This is a genomic window from Deefgea sp. CFH1-16 (assembly GCF_016881365.1).
Taxonomy (GTDB): Bacteria; Pseudomonadota; Gammaproteobacteria; order Burkholderiales; family Chitinibacteraceae; genus Deefgea.
The window spans coordinates 14,546-30,335 of the sequence record NZ_WLYT01000001.1 but is presented as its reverse complement, the minus strand read 5'-3'; the positions used below and the strand labels follow the sequence as shown (position 1 = coordinate 30,335).

Annotated in this window: 10 protein-coding genes, 1 tRNA gene and 3 pseudogenes; 10 read left to right on the top strand and 4 right to left on the bottom strand. The window is 46.7% G+C overall.

Annotation, left to right across the window (positions count from 1 at the left end):
• Positions 1–195 precede the first annotated feature (195 nt).
• The 7 genes and pseudogenes from GKO28_RS00140 (at position 196) to GKO28_RS00105 (ending at position 9,630) form a co-directional block, all read left to right on the top strand.
• Entirely contained in the window at positions 196–837 is a 642-nt protein-coding gene (locus GKO28_RS00140; RefSeq protein WP_247646225.1) for an endonuclease/exonuclease/phosphatase family protein, read from the top strand.
• A pseudogene (gene clsB / locus GKO28_RS00135) lies at positions 834–1,995 on the top strand (cardiolipin synthase ClsB). Before GKO28_RS00140 ends, clsB begins: the two are co-directional and overlap by 4 nt.
• Positions 1,996–2,285: 290 nt before the next feature.
• Positions 2,286–2,480, top strand: coding sequence for a fatty acid desaturase (locus GKO28_RS22520; protein ID WP_203563787.1), 195 nt, complete (start codon positions 2,286–2,288; stop codon positions 2,478–2,480).
• Positions 2,481–2,740: 260 nt separating this feature from the next.
• Positions 2,741–3,424, top strand: coding sequence for a DMT family transporter (locus GKO28_RS00120; RefSeq protein WP_374220696.1), 684 nt, complete (start codon positions 2,741–2,743; stop codon positions 3,422–3,424).
• A gap of 286 nt (positions 3,425–3,710) precedes the next feature.
• A pseudogene (gene cysS, locus GKO28_RS00115) lies at positions 3,711–5,103 on the top strand (cysteine--tRNA ligase).
• A gap of 482 nt (positions 5,104–5,585) precedes the next feature.
• A complete protein-coding gene (locus GKO28_RS00110; RefSeq protein WP_182074964.1) occupies positions 5,586–7,403 on the top strand; it encodes a M61 family metallopeptidase in 1,818 nt (605 codons plus the stop codon).
• 175 nt (positions 7,404–7,578) lie between these two features.
• Positions 7,579–9,630, top strand: a complete 2,052-nt coding sequence (locus GKO28_RS00105; RefSeq protein ID WP_182074962.1) for a bifunctional diguanylate cyclase/phosphodiesterase — start codon at positions 7,579–7,581, stop codon at positions 9,628–9,630.
• 94 nt (positions 9,631–9,724) lie between these two features.
• Here GKO28_RS00105 and GKO28_RS22515 read toward each other — a convergent pair whose 3' ends face one another.
• The 3 genes and pseudogenes from GKO28_RS22515 to GKO28_RS00095 form a co-directional block, all read right to left on the bottom strand.
• Entirely contained in the window at positions 9,725–10,039 is a 315-nt protein-coding gene (locus GKO28_RS22515) for an EamA family transporter (RefSeq protein ID WP_374220695.1), read from the bottom strand.
• 217 nt (positions 10,040–10,256) lie between these two features.
• Positions 10,257–10,610 (bottom strand): annotated as a pseudogene (locus GKO28_RS22510) (DMT family transporter); the annotation flags it as partial.
• 237 nt (positions 10,611–10,847) lie between these two features.
• Positions 10,848–11,630: an NUDIX hydrolase family protein gene (locus GKO28_RS00095; RefSeq protein ID WP_182074960.1), complete on the bottom strand. Its 783-nt coding sequence runs from the start codon at positions 11,628–11,630 to the stop codon at positions 10,848–10,850.
• Between the two features lie 118 nt (positions 11,631–11,748).
• On the opposite strand from GKO28_RS00095, the gene GKO28_RS00090 reads away from it, so the two are divergent.
• Positions 11,749–13,269 (top strand): fumarate hydratase, encoded by a 1,521-nt coding sequence (locus GKO28_RS00090; protein ID WP_182074958.1) that lies wholly within the window; start codon positions 11,749–11,751, stop codon positions 13,267–13,269.
• 93 nt (positions 13,270–13,362) lie between these two features.
• Positions 13,363–13,452, top strand: a tRNA-Ser gene (locus tag GKO28_RS00085).
• Between the two features lie 149 nt (positions 13,453–13,601).
• Here GKO28_RS00085 and GKO28_RS00080 read toward each other — a convergent pair.
• A complete protein-coding gene (locus GKO28_RS00080) occupies positions 13,602–14,255 on the bottom strand; it encodes a recombinase family protein (protein WP_247646223.1) in 654 nt (217 codons plus the stop codon).
• A gap of 882 nt (positions 14,256–15,137) precedes the next feature.
• Here GKO28_RS00080 and GKO28_RS00075 point away from each other — a divergent pair.
• Positions 15,138–15,722 carry a hypothetical protein gene (locus GKO28_RS00075; RefSeq protein ID WP_182074956.1) on the top strand — a complete coding sequence of 195 codons (585 nt, stop codon included), beginning with the start codon at positions 15,138–15,140 and terminating at the stop codon, positions 15,720–15,722.
• Positions 15,723–15,790: the final 68 nt, after the last annotated feature.

The following is a 15,790-nucleotide window of genomic DNA, read 5'->3' as shown; positions in this document are numbered from 1 at the left end:
GCTGTGCTAAGCTTGCTCGATTCAATGTTGACATTGGGATTTTGGGGAGGGTGCTGCGATGCCATTAAAAAGCAAAAATATACTGCGTATTGCTACATACAACATTCATAAAGGCATGTCACCGCTCAATCAGAATTTTGTACTGCATGGCGTGCGTCACGCCTTAAAAGCACTCGATCCAGATATATTGTTTTTTTGCAGGAAGTACAGGGCCTGCACCATGATTTAGCCAAGAAAATCCATACTTGGCCGCTGGATGCGCAGCACGTATATTTGGCTGGCGACGCGCTGTTTTCTGCTTACGGTAGTAATGCCCATTATTTGCTCGGGCATCACGGCAACGCCTTGTTGTCGCGGTTTCCGATTTTGCATCGCAGTAATCACGACTTAACTTTGCACCGGTTTGAGCAACGCGGTTTATTGTATTGTCAGCTGGATTTACCGCATTGGACACAGTCTTTGCATGCTTTTTGTGTGCATCTGAATTTACGTGCTTCGGATCGGCGTAAGCAATTGCAACTGATGATTCGCGCCATTGCTGAACAAGTGCCTGAAGATGCGCCGCTGGTGCTGGCGGGGGATTTTAACGATTGGCGCGGTGAAGTTAGCCAAGTGTTGCAATCTGAATTGGGCATGGATGAAGTTTTTCAGTCTTTGCATGGGGCGCATGCGCGTAGTTTTCCAGCCAGAATGCCGTTTTTTTCATTAGATCGTATTTATACCCGTGGTTTTACCATTGAATCGGCCGAGGTGTTGCAAGGCGCGCCTTGGCGCAGTTTGTCAGACCACGCGCCTTTATTGGCCACATTATCTTTGGCAGGTGCTCGAAAGGCATGACGCAATACTTGGACGGGCATCAGCTGACTTTATTGCGTGATGGCTTAGAGTTTTTCCCTGCGCTGCTGTCGGCGATTGACGCAGCTCAGTTTGAAATTCGCCTTGAAACGTATATTTTTGCGGCCGATGACATCGGTCTTGCAGTTGCTCACGCCTTGATGGCCGCCGCTAAGCGCGGCGTTCGAGTCGGCTTATTACTGGATGGCTTTGGTGCCTATGCTTTTCCAGCAACGCTGCGCCAAGAGATGCAGGACGCGGGGGTGCAAGTTTTGTTTTTTCGCCCCGAGGTGAGTCGTTTCGCGCTTAAGCGCTCACGTTTACGGCGTTTGCATCGCAAATTGTCTTGTATTGATGGCCAGCTGGCGTTTATCGGCGGCATCAATATCATTAGTGACGATGATGGCCCCGGCATGGCGCCGCGCTATGATTATGCCGTTGCCGTTAAAGGACCGGTGGTGCTGGAGATTGAGCAGGCTTTGCTGCGTGAGTGGCAGTACACCGCATGGATGCAATTTAAAAAATCAATTTTTGCGCGCAGGCAATGGCCATTACCGGCCGTAGTAGGGGGCGCTAAAGCGCGCCTGGTGGTGCGTGATAATGCGCGCAATCGGCACGCGATTGAAAAAGCCTATTTGCAAGCGATTGAAGCGGCGCAATCCGAAATCATGATTGCCAATGCTTATTTTTTACCCGGTCTGCGTTTACGTCAAGCGTTGATGCGTGCCGCTAAGCGTGGGGTAAAGGTGGTGCTATTGCTGCAAGACGAGCGCGATCATGCCTTGCTGCAATACGCTAGCTGGGCGTATTACCGTGATTTATTACACGCTGGCGTTGAAATTTATCAATATAAAAAGCGGCTTTATGCACGCCAAAGTGGCGGTGATTGATCAAGCTTGGGCCACCGTTGGCTCAAGCAATATTGATCCATTTAGTTTGTTGCTGGCGCGCGAGGCAAATCTTGTGATTGAGGATGCGTCTTTTGCGCAGCAGCTGCGATCTGATTTGCAATGCCGCTTGCAGCGTGATGCGGTGCTCATTTTGCCCGAGCATGTGCATCAAGCCAGTTATTTACGCCGCGCTGTGGTGTGGACTTGTTATGGACTAGTTCGGCTGCTGCTCGGTGTTTCGGGTTACGGTGGAAGGAAATACCTCGAATAAAGGATCTCCCTTTATAAGTACGGCTGTCTTACGCAGTTTGAATGATGGATGCGCAGGGTGTTGATTTAAATGATCTTTTTTCATTTAAACTATCTGGGGCCGTTTCACTTATAAAACTCCCAAGTAAATGAAGCTAGGCTTTCCTGAAGGCCCTATGTCTAATCTGTTTATGGGCTGCAAACAATTGAATGGTCGCAGTATTTTATTTTGCATGTTGTGTTTCAATACCGGACATTAGGCATTAATTTACAAATAAGCAGCTAAATTGTTATAGTGCGATCCGCGAAAGATTGTTTATTGGTGCTCATTGTGATTACTTGCATCTAACACATCATTTGCTTCCTGGTATACCATTTTGGAATTTAAAAAAGGCAACCGAAATTCTTCGCGAAGATAATGAGTTCGAAGTGTGGGATGATCAATGGGGCGGTATATTCTCATCTCGTGGTGATAAAAGAATTAATTTTGATAAGTTATGTGGTTAATTATCATGACTTCCCTAAGTCTAGTGAAATATTTGTTTTCGATACGATAAAAGATATAACTTAATGAAATTTTATAATCGATACCGAGCTGAATTATATGCGCTTATTGCCGCGATCTTGAATGGCTCTATTGGTGTTTTGACTCAGTTTGGAATGTCTAGTGGTGCGTCACATCAACAAATCGCTTTTTACAAGTGTTTTGTCGCGTTTTTCAATTTTGCTGACTTACGGCTGCATGTTTAAAAATACACGAAGAGAAATTGTTGAGCATAGTGCTAAATGGCGTGACTTTGCGATACTTTCATTTTTTGGTGTTTTTTTGCTTATATTTTTTTGAAACATGGGCATTTTCAAATGCATCTATTCCTCTGGTTTCTTTTTTGACCTATGCCGCGGGTGGTGTAACTTTAATTCTGTCCGCGTATGTTTTGAAGGAAAAATTAACTAGAGTAAAAGTATTGTCATTTGGTTTTGTCGTGTTTGGAGTTTGTTTAATATTTAACTATGAGTTTGTTGTTACAGGTAGTTATTTTGGAATGTTTTTGGCGTTGATCGGCGGTTTGGGTTATGCGTTATTTATATTTTTATCTAAATTCCTTAAGGTTGGGTGTGGTTTTAGTCAGTTGGTGTGGCTTTTTGGTTTTGGTAGTCTTTATTTGTTTGTGCCTGCGGTTTTTTCTGGTCCTATAGAAATTAATTATAATGCAATGGTGCCAATATTTTTCCTTGTTGTTTTTCCTACTATTGGTGGGTTTTATTTTACTACAAAAGCGATAGAAGGTAGTGAGGCAGGAAAGGTTCAAATTATAGAAACTAGCGACCCACTTTTTGCTACTCTGTTTGGATTTTTAATATTTGGTCAAATATTAACAATAGGAAGCTTATGGGGTGCTTCATGTATTGTTTTTGGATTGCTATTAGTCGTTCTTAGTAAAAAAAAATGAAGTGGTTATATAGCTGAGTTGAATTTGTGCTTAGTTATTTTCTCATTTGTGCCTTATTGTTTATTGAGTAATTTACAGTGGTCGTGATTTTTTAGTGGCATTGTTTGGTTTTTTGCGAAAATAGTGCGTTTGATGTGTAAAGTGACGCTGGCGTAAGGTGGTGCGTGTAAGTAATTGATCGCATCACGTTAAAGCGCAGGTGAAGTTTGAATTTTTCAGTAAACAGCGTTGGGCGTACTCGGTAGCTTTGGTAGAATGACGGACTAAATCCAATTACGAGCCCTTTATGATCACTTTGTACAATACCTTGGCCCGCGAGAAGCAGGAATTTAAACCGATGACGCCCGGCATTGTGAACATGTATGTTTGCGGGATGACGGTTTACGATTATTGCCATATTGGCCATGCGCGGATGGTGGTGGTGTTTGACGTCATCACGCGTTGGTTTCGCGAGTCGGGTTACAAAGTGAATTATGTGCGTAATATCACTGATATTGATGACAAAATCATTCGCCGTGCCGCTGAAAATGGCGAGTCGATTCATTCGCTTACCGAGCGCTTTATTGCCGCAATGAATGAAGATTTCGCTGCGTTGGGCATTATTCGTCCAGATCATGAGCCACGTGCCACTGAGCATATTCATGGCATGCAGTCGATTATTGGGCAGTTGTTTGATCGTGGTTTAGCGTATTCGGCCCCTAATGGCGATGTGTATTATTCGGTGCGTAAATTCCAAGGTTACGGCAAATTATCACGTAAAAATTTAGATGATCAGCGTGCCGGTGAGCGCGTTGATATTGACGAAAATAAGCAAGATCCAGCGGATTTTGTGTTGTGGAAAAGCGCCAAGTCTGACGAACCTAATGAAGTGAAGTGGGCTTCACCGTGGGGTAGCGGTCGTCCCGGCTGGCATATTGAATGCTCGGCAATGAGTTGCCACCATTTGGGCGAGCAGTTTGATATTCATGGTGGTGGTGAGGATTTACAGTTTCCGCATCATGAAAATGAAATCGCCCAATCGGAGGGCGCGCACGGCCATCCGTATGTGAATTACTGGCTGCATAATGGCTTTATCAATGTTGATAATGAAAAAATGTCGAAAAGCCTCGGTAATTTTTTCATTATTCGTGACGTTTTAGCGCAGTACGATGCGGAAGTTTTGCGCTTCTTTATTTTGCGCGCGCATTATCGCAGCCCACTCAATTACAGCGACGCGCATTTGGACGATGCTAAAAATGCCTTAACGCGGTTATACACCACGTTAAAGTCGATTCCTGCTCAAACCATGTCCATCGATTGGTCACACCCGATGGCGGCGCGCTTTAAAGCGGCGATGGATGATGATTTTGCCACCACCGAAGCGGTGGCAGTGTTGTTTGAATTGGCCTTGCAAGCCAATAAACACGGCGTCACTGAGCAAGGCATTGCTGCGGCGAGTCTATTAAAAGCCTTGGCCAATGTATTGGGTTTATTGCAGCGCGATCCAGAGGCGTATTTGCAAGCCGGTAGCAGCGATAGTGCTTGGCAACCAGAGCAAATCGAAGCGGCAATCGCGGCGCGTAAAGCGGCGCGAGCGGCAAAAAAACTGGGCCGAATCGGATCGAATTCGGGATGAATTGGCCACCGCTGGGATTGTGCTGGAAGATACGGCGCAAGGTACTGGCTGGCGTCGAGAATAAAGTTTGCTATGGGCTGGCGCGGCGACATGATCGAATCAGCCCATCAACAGATTTAAAGTGATTGATCGTTAGGGTCTGTTGACATTTGGTTTGCCAACCGCGTTTGCGCGGATTTTGGCCTGAGGCAAGGCACGAAGCGCGCAGCGTAGTCATTCTACGCCAGCGCTTGGTAACGCAGCATCAGGCCAAAATCCGCCAAACCCTGCGGGCTGGGCGCTTTTCGCGGCGACTCTGTGTTGTAGCAAGCTCACATAGAATGACTATGCGTCGCTTACTACGCCTTGATTCGCCGCGAAAATCGATCCAGCGCGGCGGAAAACCAAACGTCAACAGACCCTAGGTAACACTTGAGGATCATTTTTTTGCGAAGGTCTTTTGTTTCAAGAAGTCGTGACTAGCTAGCTAGGCCGTTCAATGCGAGCCGCATCGAACGATTGGCTTGAATAAAAGATGCAACACCCATTTTGAGGACTCTATTGATCATGAGCATCCAATACAAAATTACGCCCCACCATATTGCCGCGCATTTGTTTGCGGTTGAGCTGACGATTGAGCAGCCTGATGCGGCAGGGCAGATCGTGCATTTGCCAAGTTGGATTCCGGGTAGTTATTTGCTGCGTGAATTTGCCAAACATATCGTCAGTATTGAAGCCGAATCAGCCGGTGTTCGGGTGCCGCTAACTAAGTTGGACAAATCGAGCTGGCAGGCGGCTGCGGTTACAGCGCCTTTGCGAGTGACGTATCAAGTGTACGCTTTTGATTTATCGGTACGCGGTGCGTATTTGGATCATGAACGCGGGTTTTTTAATGGCACTAGCGTTTTCTTGGCGGTGGCCGGTCAAGAAGATCAACCTTGCAGCTTAAAGATTGTTCCTAGCCAGAATAGCACTTGGAGAGTGGCTACCAGTCTACCTGCGCAGCAGGTCGATGCCGCTGGTTTTGGTCAGTATCTGGCGCAAAACTATGATGATCTCATTGATCATCCGGTTGAAATGAGTGATTTTTCTCAAATTGAGTTTATGGCGGCAGGTGTGCCGCATCGCATCGTGATTGCCGGTCGCCATCAAGCCGATTTGCCCAGATTGGCGCAGGACTTACAAAAAATCTGTGAGTATCAAATTCAATTTTTTGGCACACCGGCGCCATTTAAAGATTATTTGTTTCTGACGCTGGCAGTGGGCGAGGGCTACGGTGGCTTAGAGCATCGGGCATCGACGGCGTTAATTTGCAATCGCAGTGACTTGCCTCGTGCGGATGAAGCTGAAGTGAAGTCGGGCTATCGTCAATTTTTGGGTTTGTGCAGCCATGAATATTTTCATAGCTGGAATGTGAAGCGGATTAAACCTGCAGCGTATGCGCCGTATGATTTAAGCCAAGAGAATTATTCGCGGCTGTTGTGGGCATTTGAGGGCATTACATCGTATTACGATGATTTATGTTTGCTGCGCGCGGGGCTGATTACCGAGCAGGCCTATTTGGATTTATTGTCGCAAACCATAACTAGTGTAGAGCGGGGGTATGGCCGTCTAGTGCAGAATCTAGAAGACGCCAGCTTTGATACCTGGATTAAGTATTATCGACCAGATGAAAATAGCCCCAATGCGCTGGTGAGCTATTACACCAAAGGGGCGCTATTTGCATTGTGTTTGGATTTAACGATACGCCAAGCCACGCAGCAGCAAAGATCGTTGGATGATGTGATGCGTGCATTGTGGCAAGAGTATGGCTCGACTTTCGAGACCACAGGACGAGGAATTGCCGAAACCGAGTGGGAAGCTTTGGCCCAACGGGTGACGGGCGTTGATTTGTCCGATTTATTTGAATTAGGCTTACGTTCAACTGCGCCGCTGCCACTGCAAGATTTGCTCGCCGATTTAGATATTGTATGGCAACAAAGGGCGGCCGATTCAGCGCAAGATCGGGGTGGGTGGCTAGCACAAGCAGCCGCGCCCAAGTTGAGTTTGGGCGTGAAGAGCGCAAGTGATGCGATGGGCGTGAAGTTGCTCAATGTGATGACGGCCGGTGCCGCAGAAGAAGCGGGCTTGGCAGCAGGAGACGTGCTGGTGGCAATCGATGGTTTGCGGGTGAATGCCAGTCAATTTGATGCCATGCTAGCGACTGCTACGCAAGGCGCTGAGTTACCGGTGCGCTCGCTTGAAGTGCATGCGTTTCGCCGTGATGTGCTGTTTAGCTGCCAAGTAACGCCACAATGGGCGGCTTTGGATACCATTGGTTTGCAGTTAAACCCAGTAGAAAACCAGGTGATGTCGAAAGATAGAAGAAAGTGGTTGATTGGGTAAATTTCACGTAACTTTCTTTGCGCGTCGCAGCAAATCGGTCTATTAATTAAGCTCAATGAATATGAATTGAGTTTGAGGCGCCATTTTGGACATTCGCACAAGATTGATTAATCAATTTAGGGGAGCAAGAACCAAAGTTCTATTGGTTTTGCTGTCGCTGAATTTGTTAATTTCTATGGCTTTGTCTGCGGCGCTGTATGTGTTTTTAAATACGGCCTTAATTGCCGAGCTGGATGGTCGTTTATTGACCGCAGCGCGAGCTATCCCCTTTGTTTTGCCTGAGCAATATCTAGATCGTGCCCTTAGCGGTAGATCGATTCCCAGTGCCGATTATGAGCACAATGTGCTGCAGTTAAATCGCTATGCCGAGCAAGTTGGTGTGCGTTATTTATACGTCTTAGCCATAGAGCAAGGACAGGTGCGCTATCTGGCAGACAGCGCCAGTCCGGCCGAAGTTAAAGAGGGTCGCTATGGGCATTTTTTGCAACCGTATGCCGATCAAGAGTTACGATTTAAAGCCGCGATCAATACCGGGAAAACTTATTTTGGTGAGGTCAGGGATGAGTATGGTGTTTTTCGTTCCGCGGCGATCGCGATGCCGCGCAATGGTGGCGGATTTTATGTTTTAGCTGCTGATATCTCGATGCAATCGGTGTTGGCGCAGCAAACTCAGCTTAAAATTCGAGCTGCTTTGTGTTGCTTGATTTTGTTTTTGATTGGCGCTGGGGTGGCGTGGGTTTTAGCCACCAAAATGACCGCCCCATTGCGGCGATTTTCTTTGGCGGTGCGCCGTTTTGCCGCAGGTGAATTTGATGTCCGCATGCCAATTCATCGGCATGATGAATTGGGTAGCTTGGCTTCGGCGTTTAATGCCATGGGCGACGCGATTTCGGCGCGTGAACATTTATTGCATCAGTTAGCATTTACCGATCGATTAACCGGCTTGCCCAATCGCGTAAAGTTTGCTGAGGCCTTAACCGTGGCACTCAGTAAAAACCCATTGTGGCTGGCGGTGGCGATGATTGATTTGGCTGACTTTCGTTATGTCAATGATGCGTTTGGTTTTGAAGCGGGTGACCGTGCCTTATGCATTATCGCGGATCGATTTTCTTTGCTGCAAGCCAATCCGGTTCGGTTAGTGGGGCGAGTGTCGGGCAATGTGTTTTCTTTATTACTCTCGGCAGAGAATGAATCGCAAGTTCAGCTGCAAATGCGACAAATTGAAGAAGCCTTGTCTGCGTCGGTCTTATTGGGCGAGCAAAAAATTCATATTGCAATCCGATCAGGTATTGCCATCTTTCCACAGCATGCCAATACCGCAGAGGGCTTATTGCGTCATGCTGAAGTGGCGATGTTCTTTGCCAAGTTAAATCGAGAGGGCAGTGTTTTATATGATCCTTCGCGTGAAGAAAATCGCTTAAATCAATTTACTTTATTGGGTGATTTGCGCGAAGCCTTGCAAGAAAATCATTTAGTGGTGTATTACCAACCCAAAATTAATGTGGCCACAGGGCTGGTGAATGCAGCCGAAGCGTTAGTGCGTTGGCAGCACCCGAATCGCGGTTGGATTTCTCCGAGCTTGTTTATTCCATTTGCAGAAAAAACCGGAAAATTACGCGGCATTACTGAGTGGGTGCTGCACGAAGTATTGCGTCAGCAAATCGCATGGCAACAATCCGGACTGCGCTTACTGATTTCAGTGAATGTGGGGGTGAGCGATGTCGAGGATGTGCAATTTGTCGATTTTGTTGAAGCGCAGCTGATTAAGGCGGGTGACGCCGCGAATCTTTGCCTTGAAATCACCGAAACGGGTGTCATGCATAAGCCCGACGTGATGCTGCAAAATCTTGCTCGCCTACGCTCCCTTGGGGTGCGGCTATCCATTGATGATTTTGGTACTGGTTATTCGTCCTTTGCCTATTTGGCTAAAATGCCGGTGAATGAATTAAAAATCGACCAAGTGTTTGTGATGTCGATGAATAGCACGTTTGAGAGCGTATCTATCGTTCGCTCCATGATTGAAATCGGGCATATATTGGGTCTGAAAGTCGTCGCCGAAGGGGTGGAAACCGTTGCAATTTGGCAAGCGCTGGCCGTGATGGGCTGTGACGAAGTGCAAGGTTATTTAATCGCCGAGCCCATGAGTAGCGCCGCTTTAGTGAGCTGGCTGGCCAAAGCGCCACACCTGCCTGCCGAGTTAACACCGCCGAGCATGTCAAACTTTTAAGCGCCATGAAAAGTCAGATGTTTTGACTGTTATTGTTGGTTTTGTTGGAATGAGATGATTGTAGAAATCACTTTTTAGTTGCTCAGTGAGTGCGTTATTTGTTGTAAAAATAGATGCCCGTAATGGCGATGATGCCGCCGAGCAACATGGAACTACTTAAGTTTTCACCCAGAATCAAAAAACTAAGGACCACCGCAGATAGCGGATTGAGCGCAATAAATCCTCCTGCCTTTGTAGCGCCAATGCTTTGTATTCCGTCGTAATACAAAATATAAGCTAAAGCGGATCCAATGACGCCAAGATACATCAGACTCAATATTTGTTTTTGCGTGATGAAGGTCATTGCTGAAATGGTATCTCCGCCTTGAAAAACAAGCGCCATAAATAACATGCTCGTACCTGCAATCACAGAATAAGTCACGGTATGAATTGGTCCAATTTCCAAAACTATTTTTTTGGGCGAAAACCGTATAGATTACCCAACTGATTACGCAGCCCAAAATGAGTAAATCACCTTTCCATAGTTCGCTGCTTGAGTGAGTAATGGATGTATTTTTGCTGAGAATAACTGTTGTCGCGCCGATTACACAGGCCATTATTCCTATCAGGTTGGTGCGAGATATTTTTTCTTTTTCAATAAAAAAGGCGGTTAATGCAATTAATGCAGGATTGAGAGCAACAATCAGAGAGGCTCGTGAAGCATCGGTGTAGTGCAGTCCATAAAAAAAGAAAACGTTATATAAAAATACACCGAAGAACCCAAGTGTAATTAATCTTAGTATTTGTGATTTTGATAATTCAATAATTAAATTGTTTTTTATGCTAATAACTATAATTAATGTCATGCTCGCTAAGAAAAATCGCAGGCAAGCGGATAATAATGGTGGCACATCTGCAGATAGATAGCGACCGGCAACAAATGTACCACCCCATATCAATGAAACTAAAGCTAGCTTGGCATAGATGGCATAATTGGGCATGGGTTGTATTCCTGTTGTCATGTGTTTTTATTATTTATCTCGTTTCGTGTGAGCCGAGAAAATAATTTTTGAAAAGTTTTTAAATGAATTGATTGCATTTTTAGCTTAGTTAGCTATTTTGCCTTAACTTATTGGTTTATTAGTGAATAAATGGCTAACTAGATTTTTTTGCAACGCAATGGTGATGCGCCAATTGGGCGTTGGTGTTGATTTAGGGCTTTGTTGCGATCACAAGTACTAAAGTTGTTGTCGTTGTAAAAAATGGGCAGTGACAACACCAGCGTCCCACGTCATTTGCGGAAGAACTATGATCGCTTGTTCTGGCGACATACGATAAAAAGCGGCGACTTCGCCGTCTTGGTTGTGCGGTATAAAATCGGCTGGCAACGCCAAATCAAAGCAATACAGTAGTTCGCGGTGAGTGCCATCGATTTCATTGCGTTGCATGAGGATGGTTTCTTGCAACACCAGCGTAGCGCTGAATTGGGCATTTAAACCCGCTTCTTCAAATAATTCACGGATTGCACAATCTTTAGGGTCTTCACCAAGGGGTATGCCGCCAGCGGCCATATTGTCTAATCGGTCTGGATCAATACTCTTGGTTTTCGCGCGCCGTGCAATGCATAGGCTGCCATCGGGATAGTAACCATTGATGTGCACTGCGCGACTGAGTAGGCCAAAGCGGCGAAAGGCGGCGCGCTCTAATGCCAATACAGGCTGAGTAAAATCGTTAGCCGCAATCAAACTCGGGGCGTATACCCCGTATTGTTCATTACGCCACCCTTGAATTAAGCCTTGCTGCTGCAATAGCTTGGCGGCCTTGTTCATGGCTTGTGCGGGCTGCGGGCTGTCAAGATAGAGTGTTTGCTGATTTATTTTCCAATCTTGAGTCTGACTACATAATAGCGTTGCGATTTCCGGCCCAACCCAGCCGAGCTGATTAGTGCCGAAATAAAAAGGCAGTAATCCCGCAGGATTAAACACCGGTTGTTGCGCAAGGTAGTGGGCGATCGTTGGCATCTTGAGCTCTAAAAATTAAATTTAACGATGTAGGTGAAATATCTAGCTGATCGATGATCGGTAGTGCCGCAGGATACGCTACAATTTGGGCGTAAAACTGGACCCTACGGAGCATATAATGAGTAAGATTCGCCAAGACGATCTCATCACCAGCATTGCCGATAGCTTGCAATACATTAGCTATTACCACCCTAAGGATTATATACAAGCTTTAGGTCGGGCTTATGAATTAGAAGAAAGCCCTGCTGCTAAAGATGCCATCGCGCAAATCCTAACCAATAGCCGCATGTGTGCCGAAGGCCATCGCCCGATTTGCCAAGATACTGGCATTGTGACGGTGTTCGTTCGTGTTGGGATGGACGTGCAGTGGGAAGGCGCGACGATGGGCGTGACGGATATGATTAACGAAGGCGTGCGCCGTGCTTACATGCACCCCGACAATAAATTGCGCGCTTCGATTTTGATGGATCCAGCAGGCTTACGTAAAAACACCAAGGACAATACGCCAGCGGTGATTCACTATGAAATCGTGCCGGGCTGTACGATGGAAATTGATATCGCAGCCAAGGGCGGCGGCTCGGAAAACAAAACCAAATTTGTCATGCTGAATCCTTCAGACTCTATCGTCGATTGGGTGTTGAAAACCGTACCTTTGATGGGCGCAGGCTGGTGTCCACCCGGCATGCTGGGGATTGGTATTGGCGGCACGGCCGAAAAAGCCATGGTGATGGCCAAAGAAGCGTTGATGGAAGAAATCGACATTCACGAATTAATCGCCCGTGGCCCGCAAAATCGCGTTGAAGAACTGCGTGTCGAGCTGTATGAGAAAGTCAACGCACTAGGTATTGGCGCGCAAGGCTTGGGTGGCTTGGCGACGGTACTTGATGTGAAGATCAAAGACTACCCAACGCACGCCGCTAGCTTGCCGGTGGCGATGATTCCGAACTGTGCGGCAACGCGCCATGTGCACTTTACGCTCGATGGATCAGGCCCTGCGGTATTGGAAGTGCCTAAATTGGAAGATTGGCCCGATGTAACGTGGACGCCATCGAGCGCCGCCACCCGCGTGGATTTGAATTCGGTAACGCGTGAAGAAGTTGCAACCTGGAAACCCGGCCAAACGCTGCTACTCAACGGCAAAATGTTGACTGGGCGTGATGCAGCGCATAAGCGCATGGTCGATATGCTTAATAAAGGCGAGAAGCTGCCAGTGGATTTTGCTGGGCGCTTTATTTATTACGTTGGCCCAGTTGATGCTGTACGTGACGAAATTATCGGACCTGCTGGCCCAACCACCGCGACGCGAATGGATAAATTTACCGAGCAAGTGCTGGCAGAAACCGGCTTGCTGGGCATGATCGGTAAAGCAGAGCGCGGCCCAGCTGGGATCGATGCGATCAAAAAGCACCAGTCGGTGTATTTGATGGCCGTTGGCGGCGCTGCGTACTTGGTGTCGAAAGCGATCAAGGCCAGCCGCGTAGTCGGTTTTGCCGATTTGGGCATGGAAGGCATTTACGAGTTTGACGTGGTCGATATGCCTGTTACCGTCGCCGTGGATTCGAATGGCACGTCGGTACATGCAACTGCGCCTAAAGAGTGGCAAGCCAAAATTGGTAAAATCCCAGTCGCTGAGGTTTGATCTAATAAAAGGCTAGGGCGCACTGGATTTGAATTAATCCCGCGCCGCGCTTGCCTTTAAGAGGTGGCTTCGGTATGATTCGGCCTCTCTTGCGGAGAGATGTATGAGTGGTTTAAGTTAGTCGCCTGGAAAGCGGCCACAGGTTAATCCCTGTCGGGGGTTCGAATCCCCCTCTCTCCGCCAGCTGTGCCAACAACCCTTTGATTTCAAAGGGTTTTTATTGCCTGCTATGTAGTATGGTGCATAGAATGATGCATTGGGAAATCGGTGCAACTCGCTTTAGATTTCATTATCCAGCAGGCAAGCACTTGTTCAGGCCTTGAGCGACGTTTTTATAGGTCTACGGCTATTTTTGAGTTAACTAACGTTAGTTCATCCTTCACCCGCTTAATCGTCCCACGCCCACAGCCGAGCAAATCTTGAATGGCACTCCACGATTTTCCCTCCGCCAGCAAGCTAGCAATTTTGCGGTGCAGCTCAGCGTCTTTCGGGCGGCCTGCGTATAGGCCTTGCGCCTTGGCTTTAGCAATGCCATCGGCTTGACGGCGACGACGGTCGTCGTAATCTTTGCGTGCTATCGCGGCGAGCATGTCGAGTAGCATGTTGTTAATGGCAGCCAGCATCAGCGCGGTGAAGCCATCGCCATCTTTCAGCATGCTGTGACTGGTCGGCAAATCCAGCGCCACAATTCGCACACCTTTTTCCGCAATCATGCGCCGCAGCGTGAGCCAGTCTGAGTTTTTCATCCGGCTGAGGCGGTCGACTTGCTCAACAAGTAAGACATCACCGTGACTTGCATCATTCAAGAGTCGCATTAACTCGGGGCGGTCGAGTTTGGTGCCGCTTTCATTCTCTATGTAATAACTGGCAATGCGTAAATTATGTTCAGCGGCAAACGCATCAAGTTGCTGGCGCGCGCACGACTGGCATCTTGCTCTTTGGTACTGGCACGCAGGTAGGCTCGAACAAACATGGTGAAACCCCATTAAAAGTTCCGTTTATATGGTTTCAATATAGGTAGTGCCGTTTAAGTGGTAAATGCCTATTTTGGAACTAATGGATAAGCGGTTTTGTGTGGTTTCGGTGAGGTATACCTTATTGGTACTTTTGATTTGATGTAGTACCGACTACAAAATTTTGTGAATGTCGGGTTTAACTTTACCGCTGATAAGTAGGGCAGGACATGTTGTGGGGTAAATTGTCTTTGTTTTTTGTGGGTGGTGTTGATTTAACACCTCTTTTGGGTGTGCTGCTGGTGTTGATTCAACACCCCCTTTGGGTGTGCTGCTGGTGTTGATTTAACACCCCCTTTGGGTGTGCTGCTGGTGTTGATTTAACACCCCCTTTGAGTGTGTTGGTGGTGTTAATTTAATCTCGCTAGTCGTGACAAAATGTCTATTTTTCAATGTGTGGCTTGATAGGGTATCGCTCACAGTTGGTATTGCAACTCAATCAATCATTAGATTGAAGTGCGGCCACGTACAGAATCGCACCATGCGTGTCGTTCAATAGTTTGTCAGCATTGCCCCTGCGTTGTGTCAAAAAAGGATAGGGCAAGTTTTGATTTTTTCGTCTACGCAAGACTTATAAATGCTGCGTGAGTCACGGTAAATTTGGAGTGTCTGGCTTGCTGTGCTTGATGTTGAGTATGTGACGAATTAGACGTCGACCTAGGTTGTAAATTTAACTCGATTTATCCGCCAAATCTTATCGACATTCACCTGTGTGCTGACCAATTTCACCACCAACAAACTAGGGTTAATGCTTGGTTGAATCGACTAGGTTAGACTGAGCGACAGGCCACAGTCGGCCAAGAGCGGACGGCTACAACAAACCTCGCCTCTGCTTCCAAACAAACGAGCAACTTAATGAGAAATAATCAATCTGATTGGGCGCAAGGTGTTGCACTCAGGAAGCAAGTTAACCAGATTGTCAGTCAGGATATTGATGCTGCTTATCTACTTGCAAAATCAATTCGACACCCTTGGTATCGTTGCCAAGCATTAAGTGCTGTCGCAGAAAAAGCATCAGACTTTTCAATAAACAAAATACTGAGTGAGTCCTTCCAATCTGCAATGATGTGCCATGATTCCAACCGGCGGGTTTGTGTTGCCTGCAGGCCTCTGCTGGTAGCGATAAATAGAAATCGTGAAAATTTAATGAATGAATTCCTTCATCAGTGCATGAAAGAAATAAATTCACCTATGGACCCTTTAAGTAAATGGTGCTCTGTTGATGTTTTAATTGTCATCAAGAAAAAACAGAGCCTACTTGATTTGTTTGTTAAAACATTTATTAAATCGACATCAAAAGGCTATGGATGGCGAGTCATCAGAGCAATAAAGATTTTGCAGGCAGATGATGACATCAACAAGGATTTTAGATATATCAGCCACCTTGAAAAACGACTAAATGAAATTCAGGCGTGGTCAAGAAATCAGGGCTCTACATAATTTATTTCCTTCCGCTTAGGGTCGATAACAGGTGCTAGTCGGCTACAGGCGGAACTTATTAAGAATCA

Coding starts and splice junctions, on each gene's coding strand:
- GKO28_RS00110 (WP_182074964.1), top strand. CDS start 5,586: ATGAGCATCCAATACAAAATTACGCCCCACCATATTGCCGCGCATTTG.
- GKO28_RS00105 (WP_182074962.1), top strand. CDS start 7,579: ATGGCTTTGTCTGCGGCGCTGTATGTGTTTTTAAATACGGCCTTAATT.
- GKO28_RS00095 (WP_182074960.1), bottom strand. CDS start 11,630: ATGCCAACGATCGCCCACTACCTTGCGCAACAACCGGTGTTTAATCCT.
- GKO28_RS00090 (WP_182074958.1), top strand. CDS start 11,749: ATGAGTAAGATTCGCCAAGACGATCTCATCACCAGCATTGCCGATAGC.
- GKO28_RS00080 (WP_247646223.1), bottom strand. CDS start 14,255: ATGGGGTTTCACCATGTTTGTTCGAGCCTACCTGCGTGCCAGTACCAA.
- GKO28_RS00075 (WP_182074956.1), top strand. CDS start 15,138: ATGAGAAATAATCAATCTGATTGGGCGCAAGGTGTTGCACTCAGGAAG.